The organism is Wolbachia endosymbiont (group A) of Sympetrum striolatum (genome assembly GCF_947250715.1).
Taxonomy (GTDB): domain Bacteria; phylum Pseudomonadota; class Alphaproteobacteria; order Rickettsiales; family Anaplasmataceae; genus Wolbachia.
The window spans coordinates 777,533-797,058 of the sequence record NZ_OX366342.1 but is presented as its reverse complement, the minus strand read 5'-3'; the positions used below and the strand labels follow the sequence as shown (position 1 = coordinate 797,058).

The window sequence follows — 19,526 nt, the reverse complement described above, 5'->3', positions numbered from 1 at the left end:
ATGCGTAATCGTAAGAGGAGCATAAACTACAAGCATCATGTGGTTGGAGGGCTAGGCTAGTGGTATGGTGAACGTAAGTGAAGCTTCGTAAGTATCGTAAAAATTGAAGAGCTAAAGATGCTGATAAGCTCTGACCAAAAGGTAATGTGGATAAGTTACATTTTTCATCTCTAGATGTACGCAAATAATAACTCCACCGGTATAGAGAAGTCACCTAACCCACTGTTGTATGAAAGAAGGAACAGGGTAAGCCTGTATTTCCGCCTATATGGCAAGCAAACCGCAAGGAACGCTGATGAAAATGCAGGTAAAGGAAAATGGAGAAAGCGAATGCCATTTTGTAACGAAATGGATAGAATTTGTAACATTAATTCGCGTGAAAACGAGCAGACTTCCATTTGGTCCCTCGTGACAAGAAACTTTGTCAACCACTTAAGGTAGGAAAGCAGATGATTACAAGTAAAACTGTAAGTGCACCTACCAACAGCTCCGAAGCATGGAACCAGTTGCCATGGAAGAAATGCCAAAAGGTTGTTATGAGGCTACAAAGGCGTATTGTTAAGGCTGTTCAAGAAGGAAGATGGAGTAAGGTAAAATCTTTACAACATCTCTTAACACGCTCTTTTAGTGGAAAAGCTTTAGCCATTAAAAGAGTAACTGAAAACCAAGGAAAAACACAGCAGGTGTAGATCGTCAACTATGGTCAACTTACAATGCTAAATTTCAAGGAATAAAGCAGTTAAAACAAAGAGGGTATAAACCTTCTCCGCTAAAACGAATTTATATCAGTAAATCTAATGGCAAAAGAAGACCTCTTGGAATACCCACGATAAAAGATAGAGCCTATTACAAAAGGGTTCGATTTTCTCGGTTGTAATGTACGTAGATACAGCAAGAAATTAATTATTACGCCTTCGAAGGAAAGTGTTAAGAGGTTTCTTAAAAAAGCGCGTGCATTAATAAAAGCAAATATAGGTAGTTCACAAGCTGTAGTAATTAAATCACTCAATCCTCTACTAAGAGGATGGGGAAACTATTACCGTCATGTGTGTGCTAAAAAAGCGTTTAGTAAGATCGACAATGAAATTTGGCATAGTTTATGGAAATGGGCAAAGAAAAGACATCCCCGTAAAGGGTTACGTTGGATAAAGAATCGCTACTTCAAAGTAACGAATCATCGTCAATGGGTCTTTGCTACTTCTGTATGCAAGAACAAACCAAAGGAAATAAGGTTTATGAGCTTACTCAAACTAAGCGATATTCCTATTAGACGTCATATTAAAATCAGGGCGGATGCAAATCCACTTGACTTAAAATGGAAAAAGTATTTTGATAAAAGAGTGAAACGAACAAGAATGTTAGCAAGCTCTTTCTCAAGAGAAGGTTCTCTACTGTTAGTGTCACCACTAAAGATGCTGTTTTCCGAGGAATCATGAAAGACAAGCCGGTTCGAGAAAAGAAGAACTTAGATAAGGGGCTCAAGCGCAGTGCTGGGAAACCTGCATGCTGCGTTTCTAAGGGAGGGAGTAGTAGTAATACTACTTCCTTACCTAACCAGGTCGCTAAAACTAAAGGCTTTGAAAAACGTGCCCAATACTATGCTGCCAAAGCCTATTCAAGACAGGCTGACAAGGGCGATCAATACCATGACCTTAAGGAAATTATCTTCATTGCTATAGCAGATTGTGTACTGTTTCCTAATAAATCTGAGTACAAATCAAAGCATACTATTCGAGATGAAGACACTAATGAACACGATCTAAAAGATTTTTATTTTATATTTATTGAATTGCCAAAATTTCCGAAAACAAAAGAAGATCAGTTAGAAAATATAGTTGAAAAATGGATATACTTCTTTAAATATGCAGATGAGACTAGTGAAGAAGAGCTGGAAAAAATAATAGGTAGTGATGTAATAATTAAAAAGGCCTATGAAGAGCTAAATAGATTCAATTGGTCAGAGAAAGAATTTATTGCCTACGAACAGGAAATAAAACGTATTCTTGATGAACAGGCTGTCCTCGCTCAAAAACTCGATGATGCTAAACAAGAAGGTAGACAAGAAGGTAGACAAGAGGGCATCCAAATCGGCGAAGAAAAAGGTGAAATGAAAGCTAAAATAGCAGTTGCAAAGAATCTACTTAAAGCAGGGGTTTCTATTGATATTATAGCTCAAACTACTGGTCTTACAGTTAACGAAGTCAAAGACTTAAGCTAATACTATCTTTGGGTGTATAGATGAACATCTTTATACTAGATGAAAACCCAGCAATTGCGGCTCAAATGTTATGTGATAAGCATATAGTAAAAATGCCATTAGAAACTGCTCAATTATTGAGTAATGTTTTTTCAACAGCATTGAAAGTGCCAAATCCTTTTGTCAGTATCATAAATCAGAATATAGAAGTCCCATATAAACTGACTCACAACAATCATCCTTGTTCTTTGTGGGCTAGGCAATCGAAAGGGAATTTTTGTTGGTTGATAGAGTACGGAAGAGAATTATGTAAAGAGTACACTTGGCGATACAAAAGAAAGCATAAATCAGAGGAAGTAATAAATTGGTGTGATAGTAATAAGGATTTACTCATTTTTCGATCAACTGATATGCAAGCTTTTATACAAGCACTGCCGGATCAGTATAAATGCAGCAGTTCTGTGGAAGCTTATAGGAGATATTATCTCAAGGAAAAGATGAGATTTGCTAAGTGGGAAAATGGCAGAGGAGCACCAGATTGGATAATAGGAAATCCTGCTACGTAATACCACAGCTAATACAGCTCATAAATAGAGAAGCCATCCAAATCGGACATGAAAAAGGCATCCTAATCGGCGAAGAAAAAGGTGAAATGAAAGCTAAAATAGCAGTGGCAAAAAATTCACTTAAGGCCGTTGTCTCTATAGATGTTATAGCTGAAATCACCGGACTTTCCCTTGACGAAATCAAACAGACTTTCTGATCAATCAACATTAGTTAGAGAAACAGTAGGAGCAAGTAGCCACAAAAAATGCAAACACCTGCTCCTTCCTTCACTCAGGCTCTATCTGATCAATTCAGTAGAATTAGTTGTAATTGATACGTTATTTAAATTGGTTCTAGGACCAGATAGAGCTACAGCTTTATTAGTACTTACTGATGAAGGATCAACATTTGCTTTGTCCAGTAAAGGCATCATTTCTTTCTGCAACATTTGCTCGATTTTACCTTTAAAAGACATTGAGAATTTCTCCTTTTGCTCTAATGCTGGACAAGCTTTTTCTGCATATGAGTACAGCATACCTGAGATTTCATGATAGTTTCCCGCTATGACTTTCTTAAGTACACTTAATTGTACTTCTTGAAAATTAATTTTTAATTGTTGTACCGATATACCACAACGAAAAGCTGCTTGTTTTAGTTCTGCTTCAAACTTATCTACGATATTTAATGAATAGCCTTGTGCCTCTTGCAAAGAAATCTGTTTATCTGCTGAAGAAGTATACATTTGTCTTTTACCTCTCTTGGCCAGCAACATATCAGCTAATAGTATTCTTCCATTTATATCAGATTGTGCTGAAATGCTTCTAATGTCTGGCACCACTTTAGTTTTATCGTCAATTCCTTTTACAAATTCTTTATTTACTAAAGGCGCTGATAATAGAGTCTGCTTGTTGGAAACGCTTTGAAAAGATAATCGACTCATTATGTTTACAAACCAACCTCGGATCTGGAACAAAAGTGGTTTTAAATAAGGTTGATTGATAGAACGACGGCTACGGTTCCCATTCTCTACTTCCATCGAAGAGTTTGCTACTTGAATTGTTTTGTAGTTTCTTTCCTTTACCAAACAATACGTTCGAACTTTTCTATATAATAATTCTACTATACTATAAAGTCAGCTATATTAACCTACTTTTGCCACATTTTAGATATGAACTAATTTGTTTGGCTTTGTTGCAACAATTTTGCGTTTTTATTTTCACAACGCTGCTTTTATTTAAATTGTTCTCACAAAGGTAGGTACTTTTTTGTGATTTTTGGAAAAGTAAATGAACAAATTTTTTGTGACGCTAAAGGGACTTGTGTTTTTATAAAAGTAATACTTTTTATGATAAAAAGAGCATACAAAATAATAGCCACAAATCCAAGTTTTTCACAAACTTTAAAACTCTTATCTCCTACAAGAAGGTCCTGCAATTGGTTCATTAGTTACATTGTTAAATACAGAGCTTGGCGCCTGCATATCTTGCAAAACAGTACTGTTATCAACTTCTATTACTACCTTCTCTACCATTTCTTCAACTATTTCATTAATAGTCAAAAAGTTTCTTATAACTACTTCTATCAATTCATCACTAACAGCGCCTTCTCTTACAACTCGTTCTTCATTAAACTTTATTCCTTCCATTATTGCACCTAGCACCTGCTCTAGAGAAAAGTTGTACTCCATAATACACTTCACAATCTTCCGTTTAATCTTTCTTTGATCTTTCAATATTGCTTTCCCTAATTTACTATCCATGTTGAAGTCAGATAACCTTTTCGTAAAAAGATCACTTACCTCCTCAGTAAGTTCTGCTTTGTGTTTTGCTTGTCTTAATTCTTCTTCTGATTTCTCTCGTTCTTCTTTCAATTGCTTAGATTCTTCTCTTTGCCTTTGGAAAGCTGTTTTCTTGCTTTGAAATCTATTACTCAATAATTCCTCTAAGCGTTTTAACATGAATACTATTACATTTCCTATTTCTTCTTTAGTCGGTACTTTACCTACCTTCGATTCCTTATAGGATCTCTTTACCTCTTCATTTAATTCATTATCATCATTCTTAACATAGGAATTTACCATAGCTCTTGTATGAAATAGTAATTCTCTGTAGGATAACTTATCCTCCTTTATGTTATCTTTATAAGATAATTGATTTTTCTTCTCTATTCTCTCTTCATGCGATGATTCACCCTCTACCTCTTCTTTGCTTTTTTCTTTCAAAACTTCCTTGCTATCTTTACTTTCTTTCAGTATGGAACTTATCTTATCAAGAGCATCTGAGTCGAAACGATAACCCTGAAGACTATAGCAATTCTTTTTGTCCTTAAGTAGTTTAGTAGCAAACTTATAGTATGCTTCCATCAAAGTAAAATAGTCTAACATAGGTAGTACAAAATTCTCATCTGGATTCACGCCATAAGATTGCCCTACTAGCATTTCATATTGTTCCTTGCTCTCTTTTAAGAACTTTTCTACTGCTTCCTTTATTACCTCAAGCAACTCAGATTTTTCACAACGAGCATTCAAAGACTCTAAGTAATCTACCCAACGTTTATAATATTCCTCCACATACCCATTATAAGCACTATCAAACTCCTTCCATCTTACTTCTATAACGTTGCTTAAAGACTCAATTTCTTTATATGTTATGTTCTTTATTGCCAACAACTTTTCACAAAGGAATTCAACAGATGCCTTTGCATCTTTTAAGTACCTATTTCTTGCCCTCATCAAAAATTCTTCTTCCTGATCAGCCAAGCGACTCAACTCAAACAAATCAGACATTCCATCTATGGACGACACCTTTACTACTCTAGATATATCTTTTTCATCACTACTTAATGTGCTTAATGGTATGCGGTTATACATTCCATACAATAAGTAACAGTCTTTATTGAGAATAAACGTCTCATCCTGCATGATGTATGAATGTATATTCCTCAGAGCTTTTGTAGTCTGGTTAATTATTTTTTGCATTTCTTCATCTTTAACTTTTCCCTTGTCTGGATGGTGCTTTAATGATAAGTTCCTAAATTGTTTAATAAGACTTTCAAAATATTTGTTATGTTCCTCTTCACTCTTTGTTTTTTTTCTCACTCCACCCAAGCTTTTATCAAGATAAAATGGCATCCACTTTTTTTGCAATAAATCAAGTGCCTGACTTAAACTCAATTCTTTGTTATCAACTCTACATATGGTCCTGACTAATTTATCAATCCTACTTGCCTCTTCTAACCTATTTTCTTCCCTATATGCTTCCTGTGCAGTTTCAGGTACTTTTTCATCACTAGAAATAAGATTGTTGCTTTGTAGTAATTTTTTACATGAACCTATTATATCAAACCCTAATACCATTTTCCCTCCAAGTTTATGATAACTATAAAGATAACTTAGCCTTGCAACGTAAAGTTGATGCAACGCAACGTTAGTAAATAAGGAATAGATTAAGCGTGAAGCAATCGAGTAATCATTGTAGTTCACTGCTCTATTTATTTGTTCTTTAGTGATCGTAATATCCTCTATCTGTTTACTCCATGGCCACCAACAATACTGCGGCATTCTCTCTAGTGCTTTCAGCAATTTAACACAATCCTCTTGGCTTACCACCCCAGCCTTTCTTTTTGTCATTTGATAGTCAACGGCAAGTGTAGTTATAATCCCTAGTACTATTAGGCTAGAAGTTACTACTGCAGCAAGATATACCCTGCGTGTTGATACAAATGAAACAAGCCCAGCAGAAAAAGCAACTATAGGAGTGAAAAAAGCTCCAACTCTTATATAGTCTGTGCGATAATCCCTTATCCTATATAACTCATCAAATAAAATTGGACCAAACTCCCATCCAAATAACCGATACTTTCTACGACTAGATAAGAACTCAACAACATTTTTTTGCCACTCAGGCAAACTGGATGCATGTTTCATCAATTTCTCCCCATTCCTATATTTGCACCATCCGAAACAATGAAGCTCTATCAAACCCACGTCCATATTTAATCTGAAGTTCTTTTGCAAGTTGGGAGATGATTCGTTTGCCATAGTCTGCACGTTTGTGCTTTAAGATATCTTGACCAATTCTGAAGCCAATTTCCCAATTTAACAATACTAGAGTAGAATTGAAATGTGTAGCAAGATGATTCTTTGCTCTATCTATTAAATTACTAATATCCCCTAATAAGCTAGTAGTGATATCCATCAACGCTATTTTCAATAAAGAACCATTATGGCACAAAAACTTATGTATGCAAGAGGTTACTTTCACCCCGAAAAAACATTACTACTTCCTCTTATTACCTTAAATCCACAGGAAAATCTCGCTTGAGTGAGGCTATATCTACACACTACGTTTTCTTTATTTTGCTTATAACTTCCACAAGCAGTGCAAACATAAATGAAGAATACAAATATCCTTTTGGTAATTCTATATGAAATCCATGAAGTATGAGGTACACACCGACAAGTAAAATAAATAAGATAGCAATTACTTTTAAACCTGGGTTAGATTTGATTAACTGGGCGGTATAACTTGATAAAAACAGCATTGCTAGCATGGAAAATGTAAATGCTGTAGCAATTATTATCATGTTATAAGTTAATGCTATAGCAGTTAATATCGAATCAACTGAAAAAACTAAATCTATTAATATAATTTGTAGCACAACTAAAAAAAATTTTGATTTAACGTTTGCTTTCTTTTTATTTTTCTTACATACAAAGATGTCATCCCATAACTCCATAGAGCTTTTAACAATAAGGAATAATCCCCCTGCGATCATAAGTAAATCCCTTGCTGAAATATTTAGCGATGCAGTGTGAAATATAGGTTTTTGCATTGACAATATAGATGATGTAAAAAATAGTATTACAAAACGCATTAATAGCGCTAATCCAAGGCCCATAAGGCGCACTCTTTCTCTCAGCGCATTTGGTACCTTATCTATTGCTAGAGAAATAAAGATTAAATTGTCTACACTAAGTATAGTTTCAAGTAGTGTAAGTGTCAGTAAAGTCCAAGCATCAGCTAGCATTTTTGTCCCAAATTCGGCTCTTCTTACTCTACAATAGATGTGTAAAAATTAAGTGACTTCACTCAGAAGTTTTATAGCAGCTCTCCAGAAAAACAGGATAATTGCTAATATAAAGTTCAGCAGCTTCTTCTATTTTTGTTTTTGAGCAAAATCGACAATAAGAGAGTTTCTTATTTTCATGCACGCAAATAAGATAAAGCCTTATTTTCATTTTTGACTTTATTTGAAAATAATATATACTATAAAAATAGTGTACTAGGTTGAATGAATATATATTAAAGGATCACCATCAGGCAAAGTATTCGCTGGTTATCAGGCATTTATACCTAACCCCTTGCCACCAAAATTTGAATGGGACAATGATTTAGTTAATAGTCTTTCCAGAGCAGATCATATTTTGGGTATGTTATCCAGGGAAAGGGCTAAATTGCCTAACCCTCATCTTCTCATACGACCCTTTATAGCACGTGAAGCAGTTCTTTCAAGTAGAATCGAGGGAACTCAAGCAACTCTTGGTGAAATTTTGGCTCAAGAAGCAGGTGCTAATGTAGATCGCAATCCCGATGATTTACAAGAAGTACGCAATTATATATCAGCGCTCGATTATGGACTAAAACGTTTACAATCTTTTCCACTGTCGCTTCAGTTGGTTAAAGAAATTCACGGAAAACTTATGCAAGGTGTAAGAGGTTCTCACGCAACTCCAGGAGAATTTCGCCGAGTGCAAAATTGGATTGGAAGCCCAGGATGTACAATAGACACAGCAAAATATGTGCCACCAATGCCAGGTGAATTGATGGGTTGCTTGGACTCTTTTGAAAAATTTTTACATGATAGAACATTACCCCCACTTATACATATAGCTCTATGTCATTATCAATTTAAAGCGATTCACCCATTCTTGGACGGCAATGGACGTATTGGACGTTTATTAATAACATTACTTCTGATCGAAAGAAAATTATTACCATTACCTCTGTTATACTTAAGTGCATTTTTTGAAGCTACAAAAAGTGAGTATTATGACCAACTTTACAATATAAGCAACAGAGGCACGTGGCATGATTGGTTCTCTTATTTCTTAAATGGTGTAGTACTGCAATCATTGGATGCATTGTCAAGAGCAGAACGAATTAACATTTTGATTGCAAATTGGCAAACTGAAGTTAGTTCTAAAACTGAGGGAGTTGCGAGTGGTATTGTAAGGTATCTCGCTGTAAACCCTTACTTTACTATAAGGAAAGTGGTTGAAAACTTAGGTGTCGTATTTACAACAGCCCAAAGAGCAATCGTAAAGCTTGAAGATTTAGGCATCGTTTCACAAACTTCTCAAGGAAAGAGAGATCGGGTTTATTGTGCAACTGATATTTTGAATATTCTAGAAGAACCAACTAAGATTACAGAGAACTTCGATAGCACATTGTAGCTATTGTGATGAATAAATTCAGCAAACAGCAAGCTTAAAGAGTCTGATCCAATGGACATGCTGAACAAAAAGTAAGGAGCTCCTTTTGGAGAATTATATTAACTTATTAATTAATTGCTTGACTTTTAGCAGGATTTATTATATTATTTATTAATGAGTAATGCAATCAAATCAAGGAGGATAGCATGACTGGTGACGATAACAGAAAAACTTTACAATCGATAATTGCTAGCGAAAATCACAGTATAAATAGAGTTGGAAAGTTAAAAGATTTCCTTAAACAAAACAAAAAAATAACTATTAATAAAGACACATTTGCATGTGCTTTACGATACCAAAAAACTACAAAGGAAGCAATAGTACACGAAATTCTGCTTCATTTTATACAAAATCCTGGCGAGCAATCACTAGAACAAGTGATACAATGCTTAGATAGAGCAATAAAACCTAGGATATATGCAAAAAACAACCCAATAAGAAATCTAGATGAGGAACTTCGTACTCATATAAACTTTAAAGATGAAAAGGGAAATACATTACTACATCATGCAGTTATAGGTAAGAAAACTGAAGAAATAATCACCCTTCTTGTTACATATAGTGCAAATCCTTTGATACAAAACGCGGATAATAAAATTCCTTTAGATTTAGCTCAAGGAGAAACAAAAAAAGTGCTTATTAAAAGTATGAAAGAACAAGCTAATACGAAAAAAGAAAGCGCTATGATAGGCAGTTTGGTGCCTGGCGTAATAATTGGTGGTTTTCTTGGTGTTGTACTTGGAGCTGGTGTGTGTGTTGCAGTAAGTCTTTCTGGTGGTATGATACTAGGTGTAATGATAGCACCTGTTCTTGTTGCTAGTATAGCTGTTGGGCTGGCCATGTATTTTTTGAGTCAAGACTATGAACAGGCTAAAGCGATAGAAAAAACTATTAGCACTGTTAGCTCTGAAATATCTGTTGATGGTGCAAAAAGAAGGGCCACAACCTACGTATAGCTGACCCAAGCAACACGTCATACCGCGATTCATTCGCGGTATAGATTCCGCTAACTAGTAGCGGAATGACGAATGTGTCGTTTTTCAAATTGTCGTAAGTCACTTTAGCTATAATACACACAAGGAGGGTGTCATCCCAGCGCCCCTATGATGTCATCCCAGTGCTTGACACTGGGATCCAGAAAAGTTTGCTTGTTCACAAGCAAACTAGCATGGAAAGTAGCTGATCTTACACTAAATGAATGTTTTTGATGAGGTTGCATAGAAGCTGGATTCCAGTGTCAAGCACTGGAATGACACCATTTGCTGTGCAATTTACCTTCAAAAATGAATGTTCGTACAGCTATGCGCGGTATAGATTCCGCTAACTAGTAGCGGAATGACGAATTTGTCGTTTTTCAAATTGTCGTAAGTCACTTTAGCTATAATACATACAAGGAGGGTGTCATCCAAGTGTCCTGACTACTTGGATCCAAGAAATTTAATTGTTTTAAATTTTCCCCTCTATACACCTATCTAAAATTTATGTTATTCACATGTGCAATATAATCTATAATAACATTGAATTTATTACCAATACAATATATTAAAAAATATTATGAGCTTCGTAAGAGAAAAAAACACCCCTGTGATGGAGCAATATTTGAACCTGAAAGCTCAATACAAGGATCATCTGCTATTTTATAGGCTAGGAGATTTTTATGAGTTGTTTTTCGATGATGCTATTAAAGCTGCGAAATTGCTGAATATAGTGCTAACCAAGAGGGGCAATTCAAATGGGCAAGAAATACCAATGTGTGGAGTGCCAGCACACAGTAGCGAATCTTACCTACACAAGCTAATAGATTTAGGATTCAAAGTAGCAATCTGTGACCAATTAGAAACTGCTGATGAAGCAAAAAAGAGGGGCTATAAATCCATAGTAAAACGTGATGTAGTACGAGTTGTAACTCCAGGTACAATTATAGAAGATTCGCTACTGGAGGATAAAAGCAATAATTATCTCGCATCCATAGTTGAACAAAATGACGAATATGCTATTAGTTGGCTTGAATTATCAACGGGAAAATTTTTTCACACTTTAACGAATTTGAAAGCTCTAGATAGTGATTTATTGCGTATATCACCAAGAGAATTATTAATTTCTGAAAAATTCACTGAGGACGAAAAAATTAGATCGATTTTAAAAAATTATAAAATATCAATTACACAACACGCACAGAGTTTTTTTGAGTATAGTAAATCTCACAGAACGTTATGCGAGTTTTATAAAATCAGGGAACTTGGGAGTATAGGAAATTTCAGCAAAGTAGAAATCATGGCGTGCGGTGCACTGCTTGAATATGTCAGAGTAACACAAAGGGGCTCCATTCCAAGGCTTGAATTCCCAAAAACCTATAAGCAACAAAATTTCATGCTTATTGATGCTTCAGCAAGGAGAAATCTTGAGTTGTTTTCAACTCAATTTGGTGAAAAGAAAGGTTCACTAATTTCAGTTATTGATCACACAGTTACAGCCTCTGGTGGACGCCTGCTCAAACAAATGCTCGCTTCACCACTTGCTTGCTCCAAGGCAATCAATTTGAGGCTCAGCACCGCTCAATTTTTTGTAAATAATCATGAGCCACGCAGAAAAATACGAGAAATATTATCTAACATTCCAGATATTGAGAGGTCTTTATCGCGCTTAATACTAGGGCGTGGTTCACCAAAGGATATGAACCTATTAAAAATAGGCCTAGAAAAAACTTTAGAGTTGTCTGAGTTCTTATGTAAAATTGAATCAGGTGAAAATGGATCTCTCCCACAACAATATGTCATCCAAGTAGCTGACACTGGAATCCAGATGCAGATTCCAGCGTCACGCGCTGGAATGACAGTAAAATCAGACGAGAGTGAACTAAGCACAATACATAAAAGTCTTGGTAATCATAAAGATCTATTCGAGCTTCTAAACAGCGCTATACTTGATAATAACCTCAGTTCCGTGAAAGAAGGAGGATTTATCAATCCAAAATACAACTCAGAATTATCTGAGTTATCTTATATATTGAACAACAGTAACAAGTTGGTAACTAAGCTCCGTGAGTCTTATCGCGACCTAACTGGCATTGCCGCACTCAAAATATTACACAACAATATACTTGGTTATTACGTTGAAGTGTCAGCAAATCACAAAATAACTTCGGACATATTTATTCATAGGCAAAGCTTAGCAAATAGCATGCGCTACACTACTAATGAATTGAAAGAACTAGAAAATAAAATTCTTACGGCACGTGATGCTGCAATCAGCTTAGAAGTGAAAATTTTTAGTGAACTGTGTAGTGAAGTCGCTAAAGAATCTGAAAAAATTGCTCTTGCTGCAAATGCTTTGGCAAAACTTGATATTAGAGCCACTTTTGCGGAGCTTGGAGTGCAAAATAATTACGTAAAACCCATTATCGATGACAGTAAAGAGTTCAATATTCGCAATGGAAGACATCCAGTGGTTGAAGTTAACGATAAATTCATTGCAAATAGCATCAATTTAGCTGGTATACATCTAATTACTGGTCCTAATATGGCTGGAAAAAGCACTTTCTTGAGGCAAAACGCTCTCATTGCAGTTTTAGCTCACATGGGGTCATTTGTGCCAGCAGAGAGTGCGCATATTGGAGTGATTGACAAGATATTTAGCAGGGTTGGTGCAACAGATAATATAACAGCTGGTTATTCTACCTTCATGGTAGAGATGATCGAAACAGCAACGATAGTAAATCAGGCAACAGATCGTTCCTTGGTGATACTTGATGAAATTGGTAGGGGCACAGGAGTGTATGATGGCTTATCTATTGCTCAGGCGGTGATTGAACATATTCACAATGTAAATAAGTGCCGCGCCATTTTTGCAACTCATTATCATGAATTAACTAAAGTAAGCAAATACTTGAAGAACGTGAAATGTTTTTGTGTAAAAATAAGAGAGTGGAACGGAGAGGTTATCTTTCTACATGAAGTAATTGAAGGCATTGCAGATGAGTCATATGGAATACATGTAGCAAAACTTGCTGGTTTTCCTGATTCTGTTTTAAATAGAGCAAGTGAAGTATTTGAGGAGCTAAAGGCTTAAGAGGAAATTCTGATCTTACCCAGAAAAAGTAGAGAGAACCCTATGATATTATTTTTTGTAACATTGTTATACACGTCATGATAAGGGGGCTGGCAAAACGTGTCAAGTAAGTTTTTCGTTTCTATGTTATCCGCTACTTGGATGACAGAAAAGAGTGCTGGGATGACAGGAGGCAATGTAACCTCATTAAAAACTTAATTTCAGTCCAGTCAAGAGCACATAACCAGAGTTGCTATTTTCTACTTCAGGCTCTTTGGTACTAAATTTTACAATATCGAAATAGTATGAAGTGCCCATAAAAAATGGATATTCAAGGCTTAAAGCATATGATGTTAACTCGTTTGCTGCAATATCCCTACCACTATTGAAATATGTTAAGCTCAATTTGCGAGAATCAGAATGGTAAGCAATACCTGCATTCATATAATACGTATTATTTATTTCAGGATTACGCTTCTCACCAGATTTACCGCCATTACCATACGAAAAAATGCAATCAAGATCGAACAATTTTAGCTTCAAACCAAAATTCCAGTGCAGTAATTGATTACGACATTCATAATTTTTAGAAGTTCCATCTGAGCAATCAGTTAAATTTTCTCTTGCAAATTCACCAGTTAAGGCAGTAGTAAAATTTATATCATCTGATAGGCCATTTTTATAGGAAAGGCCAGCAGCAATTAAATTGCTGTACTGTAAGTTATTTTTTCCTGGGACATAACTGAACCCGAGTTGAAAGTTATAGATTTCAGGGGAGATGTAGTTAATTGATGATTGTTTTAACCCTAGTTCGAGTCCATTATAATTACTGTAAATGTTGGGTTTTACCCAAAATACCTTGTCTTTATCATATCCAGGGCCATTATCTCTGTTTTCGTTACCACGCAAATTTGCATAGTTTGTCCAATGACCATTTACTCCTCCAGCAGCTGTATAAATTTTTGAAGTGTTAATTAACATGCCCTGACTAACTAAACTTCTTTTACCATATTCAATTGATCCAAGCACCTGATTTTTAATGATGAAATACCATTCCTCCATGTCTAACTTTTCTATGTCTAACGCTTTTAGGTTTGCAATACCAGAAACTCCTGCCTTAACATTAAACCCCATTTGAGTATTTGGATAAACTTGCTGTAAATAAAGAAAGCGCAAGTATGAATAACTTGAAGTTTTATCCTTAGCCTTAGCATTGAAAGAACCTCTGTTGAAGGCGTAGCCGAATCTCAAATCTATTTTTCCGTCTAGTTCTACATAAAATATTTCCTTATCCAAAATTGTTCTAGAGCTAGCACTACTCTGCAAAAATAATGATGAAAGCAGTGCTACCAGGTAGTACCTTAACTTCATAAATAAACTTAAATTTTTATAAAAATTTAAGTTTAAACTCAATATAAATAAAAAACAACTTTTCAGAAGGCGCCGCTGGTAGATTTTGCTGCCCGTTTTTGAGCTATATTCCCATAAATTATTGATACACTTGGTAATTTTCGCTTTAATAACTGCTTATTAATGGCAGAATGTATACGATTAATTATTTTAGACGTACTTTTTACATCGCAGTTAATCAAAACAAAAAGCACTTTATTCTCATCAATATACCCTAGAAAATCATCACTACGGCAATTTTTACAAAAATGTTCTATGATAACTTTCAGTGCATCATTTGTCTCACTACAGCTACTATTTAAGCCAATCACTCCTATAGCTGCATTAATTTGATGTTGAAAGGCAAAATTTAATATAACGTATAACTCTAGAATAGTAGACTCATTGTTTGGTATATCGAATAAGTCATGGTTTTTATATTTTTTACCCATTAGATATTCATCTCTAAAGATTCCTAATTTATGAGACAAGCTGATATCACGTATCAATAGCTCATAATTTATTTTATTACTAGCAAATTGTGCAGTGCGGAAAACTTTTACTTTTGTCTTTATATCTTCTCCTTTAGCATCAGTTAAGGAAAAACCTATCACTTTAGGTAATACATCAAGTAAATCGTGTCCATTTTCGGTATACTCTAAATAATTCTTCATGTCGTCAGCTGCTCTTGCACTTAAAATATTGATTAACGGCTTATTAAGTAAATTCCCTTCCTCGTATTTTAACAAATTCCTTGCGGCTTGATTGAGCCCTAAAATTAATACGTTTTTTTTCTTATTATCCTGACAAACAGATACTACAGCATCATCTTTCCTTCTTGCAGTTATGAAATCATCCATACTTTCATTCCATACAGCATATTTATAAGTATAATAAGATTATATTAAAATTTACTTACTTATTAATATGCTTGATTAGATATAGATAAAATGTCATACGGGATGGCTTTGTTAGCTATTTTAGGTGGTAATAAATGGATAGTCAAGCAAAGTTACAAATGTAATTTTGCTTGACTTATCCGTTTTTTTTATATCTTTATTACAATCATAACCTCTAGCTCTGAGTTATACCCCTTTGTTACATTGTATTAGATGGAAGTAGAACAAGTCACGTTTAGTTGTTCTGAAAGATCTACTATAGCTAACTGAAAAAAGATTACCCCAGAAGGGATAAAAAGGTATAAAATGGCTTTAGATAAGGTAGAATGATGCCAAAGTGAGAATCTGAGGGGACGTGTTTTGAAAGTAGGTAGCTTGTGCTGTTTACCCAGTCTTACCAGTGTGGGGTTTAGCTATCCTTGGCGTTAATTCTCTCGTATGTTTTGCTGGTGGTTTAGCTTTTCATATGAAGCATGAGAAAGAATCAGACAATATTGAGGAGGCTGAAGAAGCAGTTAGGAATTATGGACCACCTCCTCCTTACTCTCCTCCTTATAGTGAATTTAATAATTCTAATTCGGAACAGCAGTTTGGGAATTGTGAGGGGTTCTAAACCCACAACTATACGAACATTGCAATTTCAGATCCCAGTGCCTTGACTACAAATGTTCGTATAGTTGTGAGCTTGACCATAAAATGATTCTTAAGAAAACAAATGCAATTTTTTGCAGGTTTCACGTATGATAAAAATTAACAGTTTTATTTTTAGCCAAATTAATTGAATCAAGCTACAAAACCTGCTAAAGTTAACTTTATGAAAGCACCCTTAGCTCAGTTGGATTAGAGCATTTGACTACGGATCAAAAGGTCGGGCGTTCAAGTCGCTCAGGGTGCACCACATTTTATAGGAAACAGAAGTCACACTTGAAATTAATATATGCAATACCTATCTTTAAAGGTTAAACACTAAACTATTATATATGAGCAAAAAAGACTACTATGATCTGCTGGAAGTAGGAAGAAATGCCAGTATTGATGAGATAAAAAAAGCGTATAAAAAATTAGCGTTAAAATATCATCCTGATAGAAATCCTGGCAATCAAGAAGCAGAGGAAAAATTTAAAGAAGTAACAGCTGCATATGAATTTCTATCTGACTCTGAGAAAAGGGCAAGCTATGACCGTTATGGCCACGAAGGTGCTTCTGGTGGGTTTCAAGGCTTTAGCTCTGCAGGAGATTTTAGCGACATATTCAATGACTTCTTTGGTGGAGGATTCGGTGGTGGTGCAAGTAGATCAAGAGCAAAGAGGAGCACAACAGGAGTGTCTGGAGCAGACCTACGTTATGATCTTGAAATTACCTTAGAAGATGCATTTAAAGGAATACAAGCGCCTATACATTATGTGACAAATGTAAAATGTGACACATGCCAAGGCACAGGTAGCGAAGGAGCAATTAAACCAGTTCAGTGCCCCACATGCCAGGGAAGCGGTAGGATTAGAACTCAACAAGGCTTTTTTACCATCGAAAGAACATGTACTACATGCTATGGGGAAGGAGAAATAATACAAAATAAATGTAAGAAATGTGGTGGAAGTGGACGTAGAAGAGATGAAGTAAATATATCCGTTTCAATTCCAAAGGGCATAGAAGAAGGAGCTAAGGTAAGGATAAGTGGTAAAGGAGAAGCTGGAGCAAGAGGTGGAAAAAGTGGAGATTTATACGTATACGTGAAAATAGCTCCCCATAAAATCTTTACTCGAAATAAGGCAGATTTACACTGTAAAGTACCTATAAGAATGACACTAGCTGTGCTTGGTGGTGAAATTGATGTTCAGTCAATTGATGGAGCTAAAACAAAAGTAAAAGTTCCAGAGAGCACTCAAACTGGTACCAAGTTACGTTGTAAGGAGAAGGGTATGCCGCATATGAGTTCACATGTTCGCGGTGATTTGTATGTACAGGTAATAGTTGAAACCTTAAATCTAAAAAGTTTAACCAAAAAGCAAATTGAGCTATTAAAAGCGTTTGAAGAAGAGGAAAATGCAAATGTACAACAACGATCTGAAGGGTTTTTTAGTAAAGTAAAAAAAAAATAAGAAATCTGCTAAATGACATGAAGGAGTAACTGTTTACGGGTTTTCATTTAATCCTGCAATTCTTTGACCTTATTAATGGAAAACTTAACAATAGTGTTGATATCAACATTATTAGCCAACAGAAACTTCTTAGTTCCTTAAAATTATGTAAAAGCAATAAATTTCTTTATTTAAGGTCGAAGTTTTGCTATTCTCAGGTTTTAATAATTTAAATTTAATGAATATAAACAAAAATGAGTTTTTATTTCTTCCGCTTGGGGGAGTAGGAAGAATCGGGATGAATGTTAGCCTATATCATTATCAAGGTAAGTGGATTATGATCGACCTTGGTGTTGGTTTTGCAGATGAAACTATGCCAGGTGTTGAGCTGCTCATTGCTGATGTAGATTTTATTGCTCAAAGAAAAAAAGATTTGCTTGGAATAATAATTACACATGCACATGAGGACCACTGCGGTGCAGTGCCCCACTTGTGGGAAGAGTTGCAGTGCCCCATATATACAACAAAGTTTACGGTTAATTTTCTTAGGGAGAAACTAAAGGAGTTTCGATTAGAAGATACAGTACCTGTGAAAGAGGTGGACATAAATGGCAGCACAAATTTGGGTCCTTTTACCGTCGAGTTTATAAATATAGCTCATTCAATTCCTGAGGCAAATTCAATATTAATTAGCACTGAAATGGGTAGTGCACTCCATACCGGAGACTGGAAATTTGATCCAAAACCTGTTGTTGGATTAACTTCTAATATAGAGCGTCTAAAAGAAATTGGCGATAAAGGTGACCTGCTTGCAGCAATTTGCGATTCAACCAATATATTAAGCAAGCATCACCCTGAGTCAGAAGGTGAAATTTATAACAACATTTATAACATAATAAAGCGGTCTAAAAAATTAGTTGCTGTTTCGCTATTTGCTTCAAATGTGGCACGAATTGAAACGATAAGCCAAGCTGCAAAAGCACTAAATAGAAAAGTAGTTTTACTTGGTAGATCTTTATGGAGAATAGTGAAGGTTGCGCAAGATAGTGGTTATTTAACTGATTCTCCTCAGTTTCTTGAAGCAAAGGAAGCAGTAAATTTTCCAAGGGAAAAACTGGTGCTACTTTGCACAGGTTGTCAAGGTGAGCCACTGGCAGCAACTTCAAGGCTTGCTAATAAGAGTCATCAAGCATTTAAAATGCAGCAAGGTGATACCATGATCTTTTCGTCAAAAATCATTCCTGGAAATGAAACTCGTGCGCACAACATGCTCAATGCCTTTATTGAGATGGGGGTAGAAGTTGTTACTGAAAAAACAGAGCATGTTCATGCTTCTGGGCATCCAACAAGAGAAGAGCTAAAGGAAATGTATTCTTTAATAAAACCGAAGATGTCTATTCCAGTTCACGGCGAATATATTCACACGCATGCACATGTAAAATTTGCTAAAGAGTGCGGTGTGGCAAAAGCAATAATGATTGCACCAGGTGATATTGTTAATTTGGAGAACGGAGAAAAAGTTGATTCAATCGATGTTGACTACTTTGGTATTGATGGTATGCTGATACGTCATCCGGAGAGCAGTGTTATAAAAATGCGTAAAAGAATGAGAGATGCCGGAGTTATTGTGGTAATAGCAGTTGTAAACAAGAAAAATAAATTGCTTACTAAACCGAAAGTATTTGTACCTGGTGTTTTTGAAGTGCTAGAAGATGCAGCTATTATACAGAAAATTGTCAAGAAAGTTGAGTCGTTGTTTAGTTTGCAGCCAACAAAAAAAATTAAAAATAAGATTGAAAGTTCAATATTGAGTATCTTAAAGGAATATTTACTAAAAAGACCTATAATTGAAGTCCAGATAGAACAGGTATGAAATG

18 protein-coding genes and 1 tRNA gene are annotated in these 19,526 nt (G+C 35.4%); 13 read left to right on the top strand and 6 right to left on the bottom strand.

Annotated elements, in window-relative coordinates; genetic code table 11:
* Window positions 1-174 precede the first annotated feature (174 nt).
* The 6 genes from OOK87_RS03930 to OOK87_RS03905 all read left to right on the top strand — a co-directional run bounded on the left by OOK87_RS03930 (window position 175) and on the right by OOK87_RS03905 (window position 2,960).
* Window positions 175-441: a hypothetical protein gene (locus OOK87_RS03930; RefSeq protein ID WP_264688118.1), complete on the top strand. Its 267-nt coding sequence runs from the start codon at window positions 175-177 to the stop codon at window positions 439-441.
* An 8-nt stretch (window positions 442-449) separates the two neighbouring features.
* Complete coding sequence (locus OOK87_RS03925) at window positions 450-689, top strand: reverse transcriptase N-terminal domain-containing protein (RefSeq protein ID WP_253309103.1); 240 nt, start codon at window positions 450-452, stop codon at window positions 687-689.
* Window positions 690-836: 147 nt separating this feature from the next.
* Entirely contained in the window at window positions 837-1,436 is a 600-nt protein-coding gene (locus tag OOK87_RS03920) for a group II intron maturase-specific domain-containing protein (RefSeq protein ID WP_309166908.1), read from the top strand.
* Window positions 1,433-2,218 (top strand): Rpn family recombination-promoting nuclease/putative transposase, encoded by a 786-nt coding sequence (locus tag OOK87_RS03915; RefSeq protein WP_264688117.1) that lies wholly within the window; start codon window positions 1,433-1,435, stop codon window positions 2,216-2,218. Before OOK87_RS03920 ends, OOK87_RS03915 begins: the two co-directional genes overlap by 4 nt.
* A gap of 20 nt (window positions 2,219-2,238) precedes the next feature.
* Complete coding sequence (locus OOK87_RS03910; RefSeq protein WP_253309106.1) at window positions 2,239-2,763, top strand: pyrimidine dimer DNA glycosylase/endonuclease V; 525 nt, start codon at window positions 2,239-2,241, stop codon at window positions 2,761-2,763.
* Window positions 2,736-2,960, top strand: coding sequence for a hypothetical protein (locus OOK87_RS03905; RefSeq protein WP_253309107.1), 225 nt, complete (start codon window positions 2,736-2,738; stop codon window positions 2,958-2,960). The genes OOK87_RS03910 and OOK87_RS03905 overlap by 28 nt, the downstream gene beginning before the upstream one ends.
* Before the next feature lie 81 nt (window positions 2,961-3,041).
* Here OOK87_RS03905 and OOK87_RS03900 read toward each other — a convergent pair whose 3' ends face one another.
* The 4 genes from OOK87_RS03900 to OOK87_RS03885 all read right to left on the bottom strand — a co-directional run bounded on the left by OOK87_RS03900 (window position 3,042) and on the right by OOK87_RS03885 (window position 7,771).
* The gene (locus tag OOK87_RS03900) at window positions 3,042-3,779 is read right to left on the bottom strand and encodes a latrotoxin-related protein (RefSeq protein WP_264688116.1); all 738 of its coding nucleotides are present in this window, start codon (window positions 3,777-3,779) and stop codon (window positions 3,042-3,044) included.
* A 372-nt stretch (window positions 3,780-4,151) separates the two neighbouring features.
* The gene (locus OOK87_RS03895) at window positions 4,152-6,668 is read right to left on the bottom strand and encodes a J domain-containing protein (protein WP_264688115.1); all 2,517 of its coding nucleotides are present in this window, start codon (window positions 6,666-6,668) and stop codon (window positions 4,152-4,154) included.
* A 16-nt stretch (window positions 6,669-6,684) separates the two neighbouring features.
* Entirely contained in the window at window positions 6,685-6,939 is a 255-nt protein-coding gene (locus OOK87_RS03890) for a DUF1016 N-terminal domain-containing protein (protein WP_264688114.1), read from the bottom strand.
* 145 nt (window positions 6,940-7,084) lie between these two features.
* Window positions 7,085-7,771: a TerC family protein gene (locus tag OOK87_RS03885; protein ID WP_253309112.1), complete on the bottom strand. Its 687-nt coding sequence runs from the start codon at window positions 7,769-7,771 to the stop codon at window positions 7,085-7,087.
* A 334-nt stretch (window positions 7,772-8,105) separates the two neighbouring features.
* Between OOK87_RS03885 and OOK87_RS03880 the strand changes: the two genes are divergently transcribed.
* The 3 genes from OOK87_RS03880 to mutS all read left to right on the top strand — a co-directional run bounded on the left by OOK87_RS03880 (window position 8,106) and on the right by mutS (window position 13,304).
* Window positions 8,106-9,197, top strand: coding sequence for a Fic family protein (locus tag OOK87_RS03880; RefSeq protein ID WP_264688113.1), 1,092 nt, complete (start codon window positions 8,106-8,108; stop codon window positions 9,195-9,197).
* A 185-nt stretch (window positions 9,198-9,382) separates the two neighbouring features.
* On the top strand, window positions 9,383-10,192 hold the full coding sequence (locus OOK87_RS03875; RefSeq protein ID WP_264688112.1) for an ankyrin repeat domain-containing protein: 810 nt from the start codon (window positions 9,383-9,385) through the stop codon (window positions 10,190-10,192).
* A gap of 598 nt (window positions 10,193-10,790) precedes the next feature.
* On the top strand, window positions 10,791-13,304 hold the full coding sequence (gene mutS, locus OOK87_RS03870) for a DNA mismatch repair protein MutS (RefSeq protein WP_264688111.1): 2,514 nt from the start codon (window positions 10,791-10,793) through the stop codon (window positions 13,302-13,304).
* Window positions 13,305-13,490: 186 nt separating this feature from the next.
* On the opposite strand, the gene OOK87_RS03865 is transcribed toward mutS, so the two are convergent.
* Entirely contained in the window at window positions 13,491-14,654 is a 1,164-nt protein-coding gene (locus tag OOK87_RS03865; RefSeq protein ID WP_253309116.1) for a porin, read from the bottom strand.
* Between the two features lie 62 nt (window positions 14,655-14,716).
* Window positions 14,717-15,532, bottom strand: coding sequence for a hypothetical protein (locus tag OOK87_RS03860; protein ID WP_253309117.1), 816 nt, complete (start codon window positions 15,530-15,532; stop codon window positions 14,717-14,719).
* 505 nt (window positions 15,533-16,037) lie between these two features.
* Between OOK87_RS03860 and OOK87_RS03855 the strand changes: the two genes are divergently transcribed.
* From OOK87_RS03855 to OOK87_RS03840, 4 genes are all read left to right on the top strand, one after another.
* A complete protein-coding gene (locus tag OOK87_RS03855; protein ID WP_253309118.1) occupies window positions 16,038-16,184 on the top strand; it encodes a hypothetical protein in 147 nt (48 codons plus the stop codon).
* Between the two features lie 207 nt (window positions 16,185-16,391).
* Window positions 16,392-16,469: transfer RNA gene (locus tag OOK87_RS03850), tRNA-Arg, on the top strand.
* Window positions 16,470-16,551: 82 nt separating this feature from the next.
* Window positions 16,552-17,670, top strand: coding sequence for a molecular chaperone DnaJ (gene dnaJ / locus OOK87_RS03845; protein ID WP_264688110.1), 1,119 nt, complete (start codon window positions 16,552-16,554; stop codon window positions 17,668-17,670).
* A gap of 217 nt (window positions 17,671-17,887) precedes the next feature.
* Window positions 17,888-19,522, top strand: a complete 1,635-nt coding sequence (locus OOK87_RS03840) for a ribonuclease J (protein ID WP_264688109.1) — start codon at window positions 17,888-17,890, stop codon at window positions 19,520-19,522.
* Window positions 19,523-19,526 lie beyond the last annotated feature (4 nt).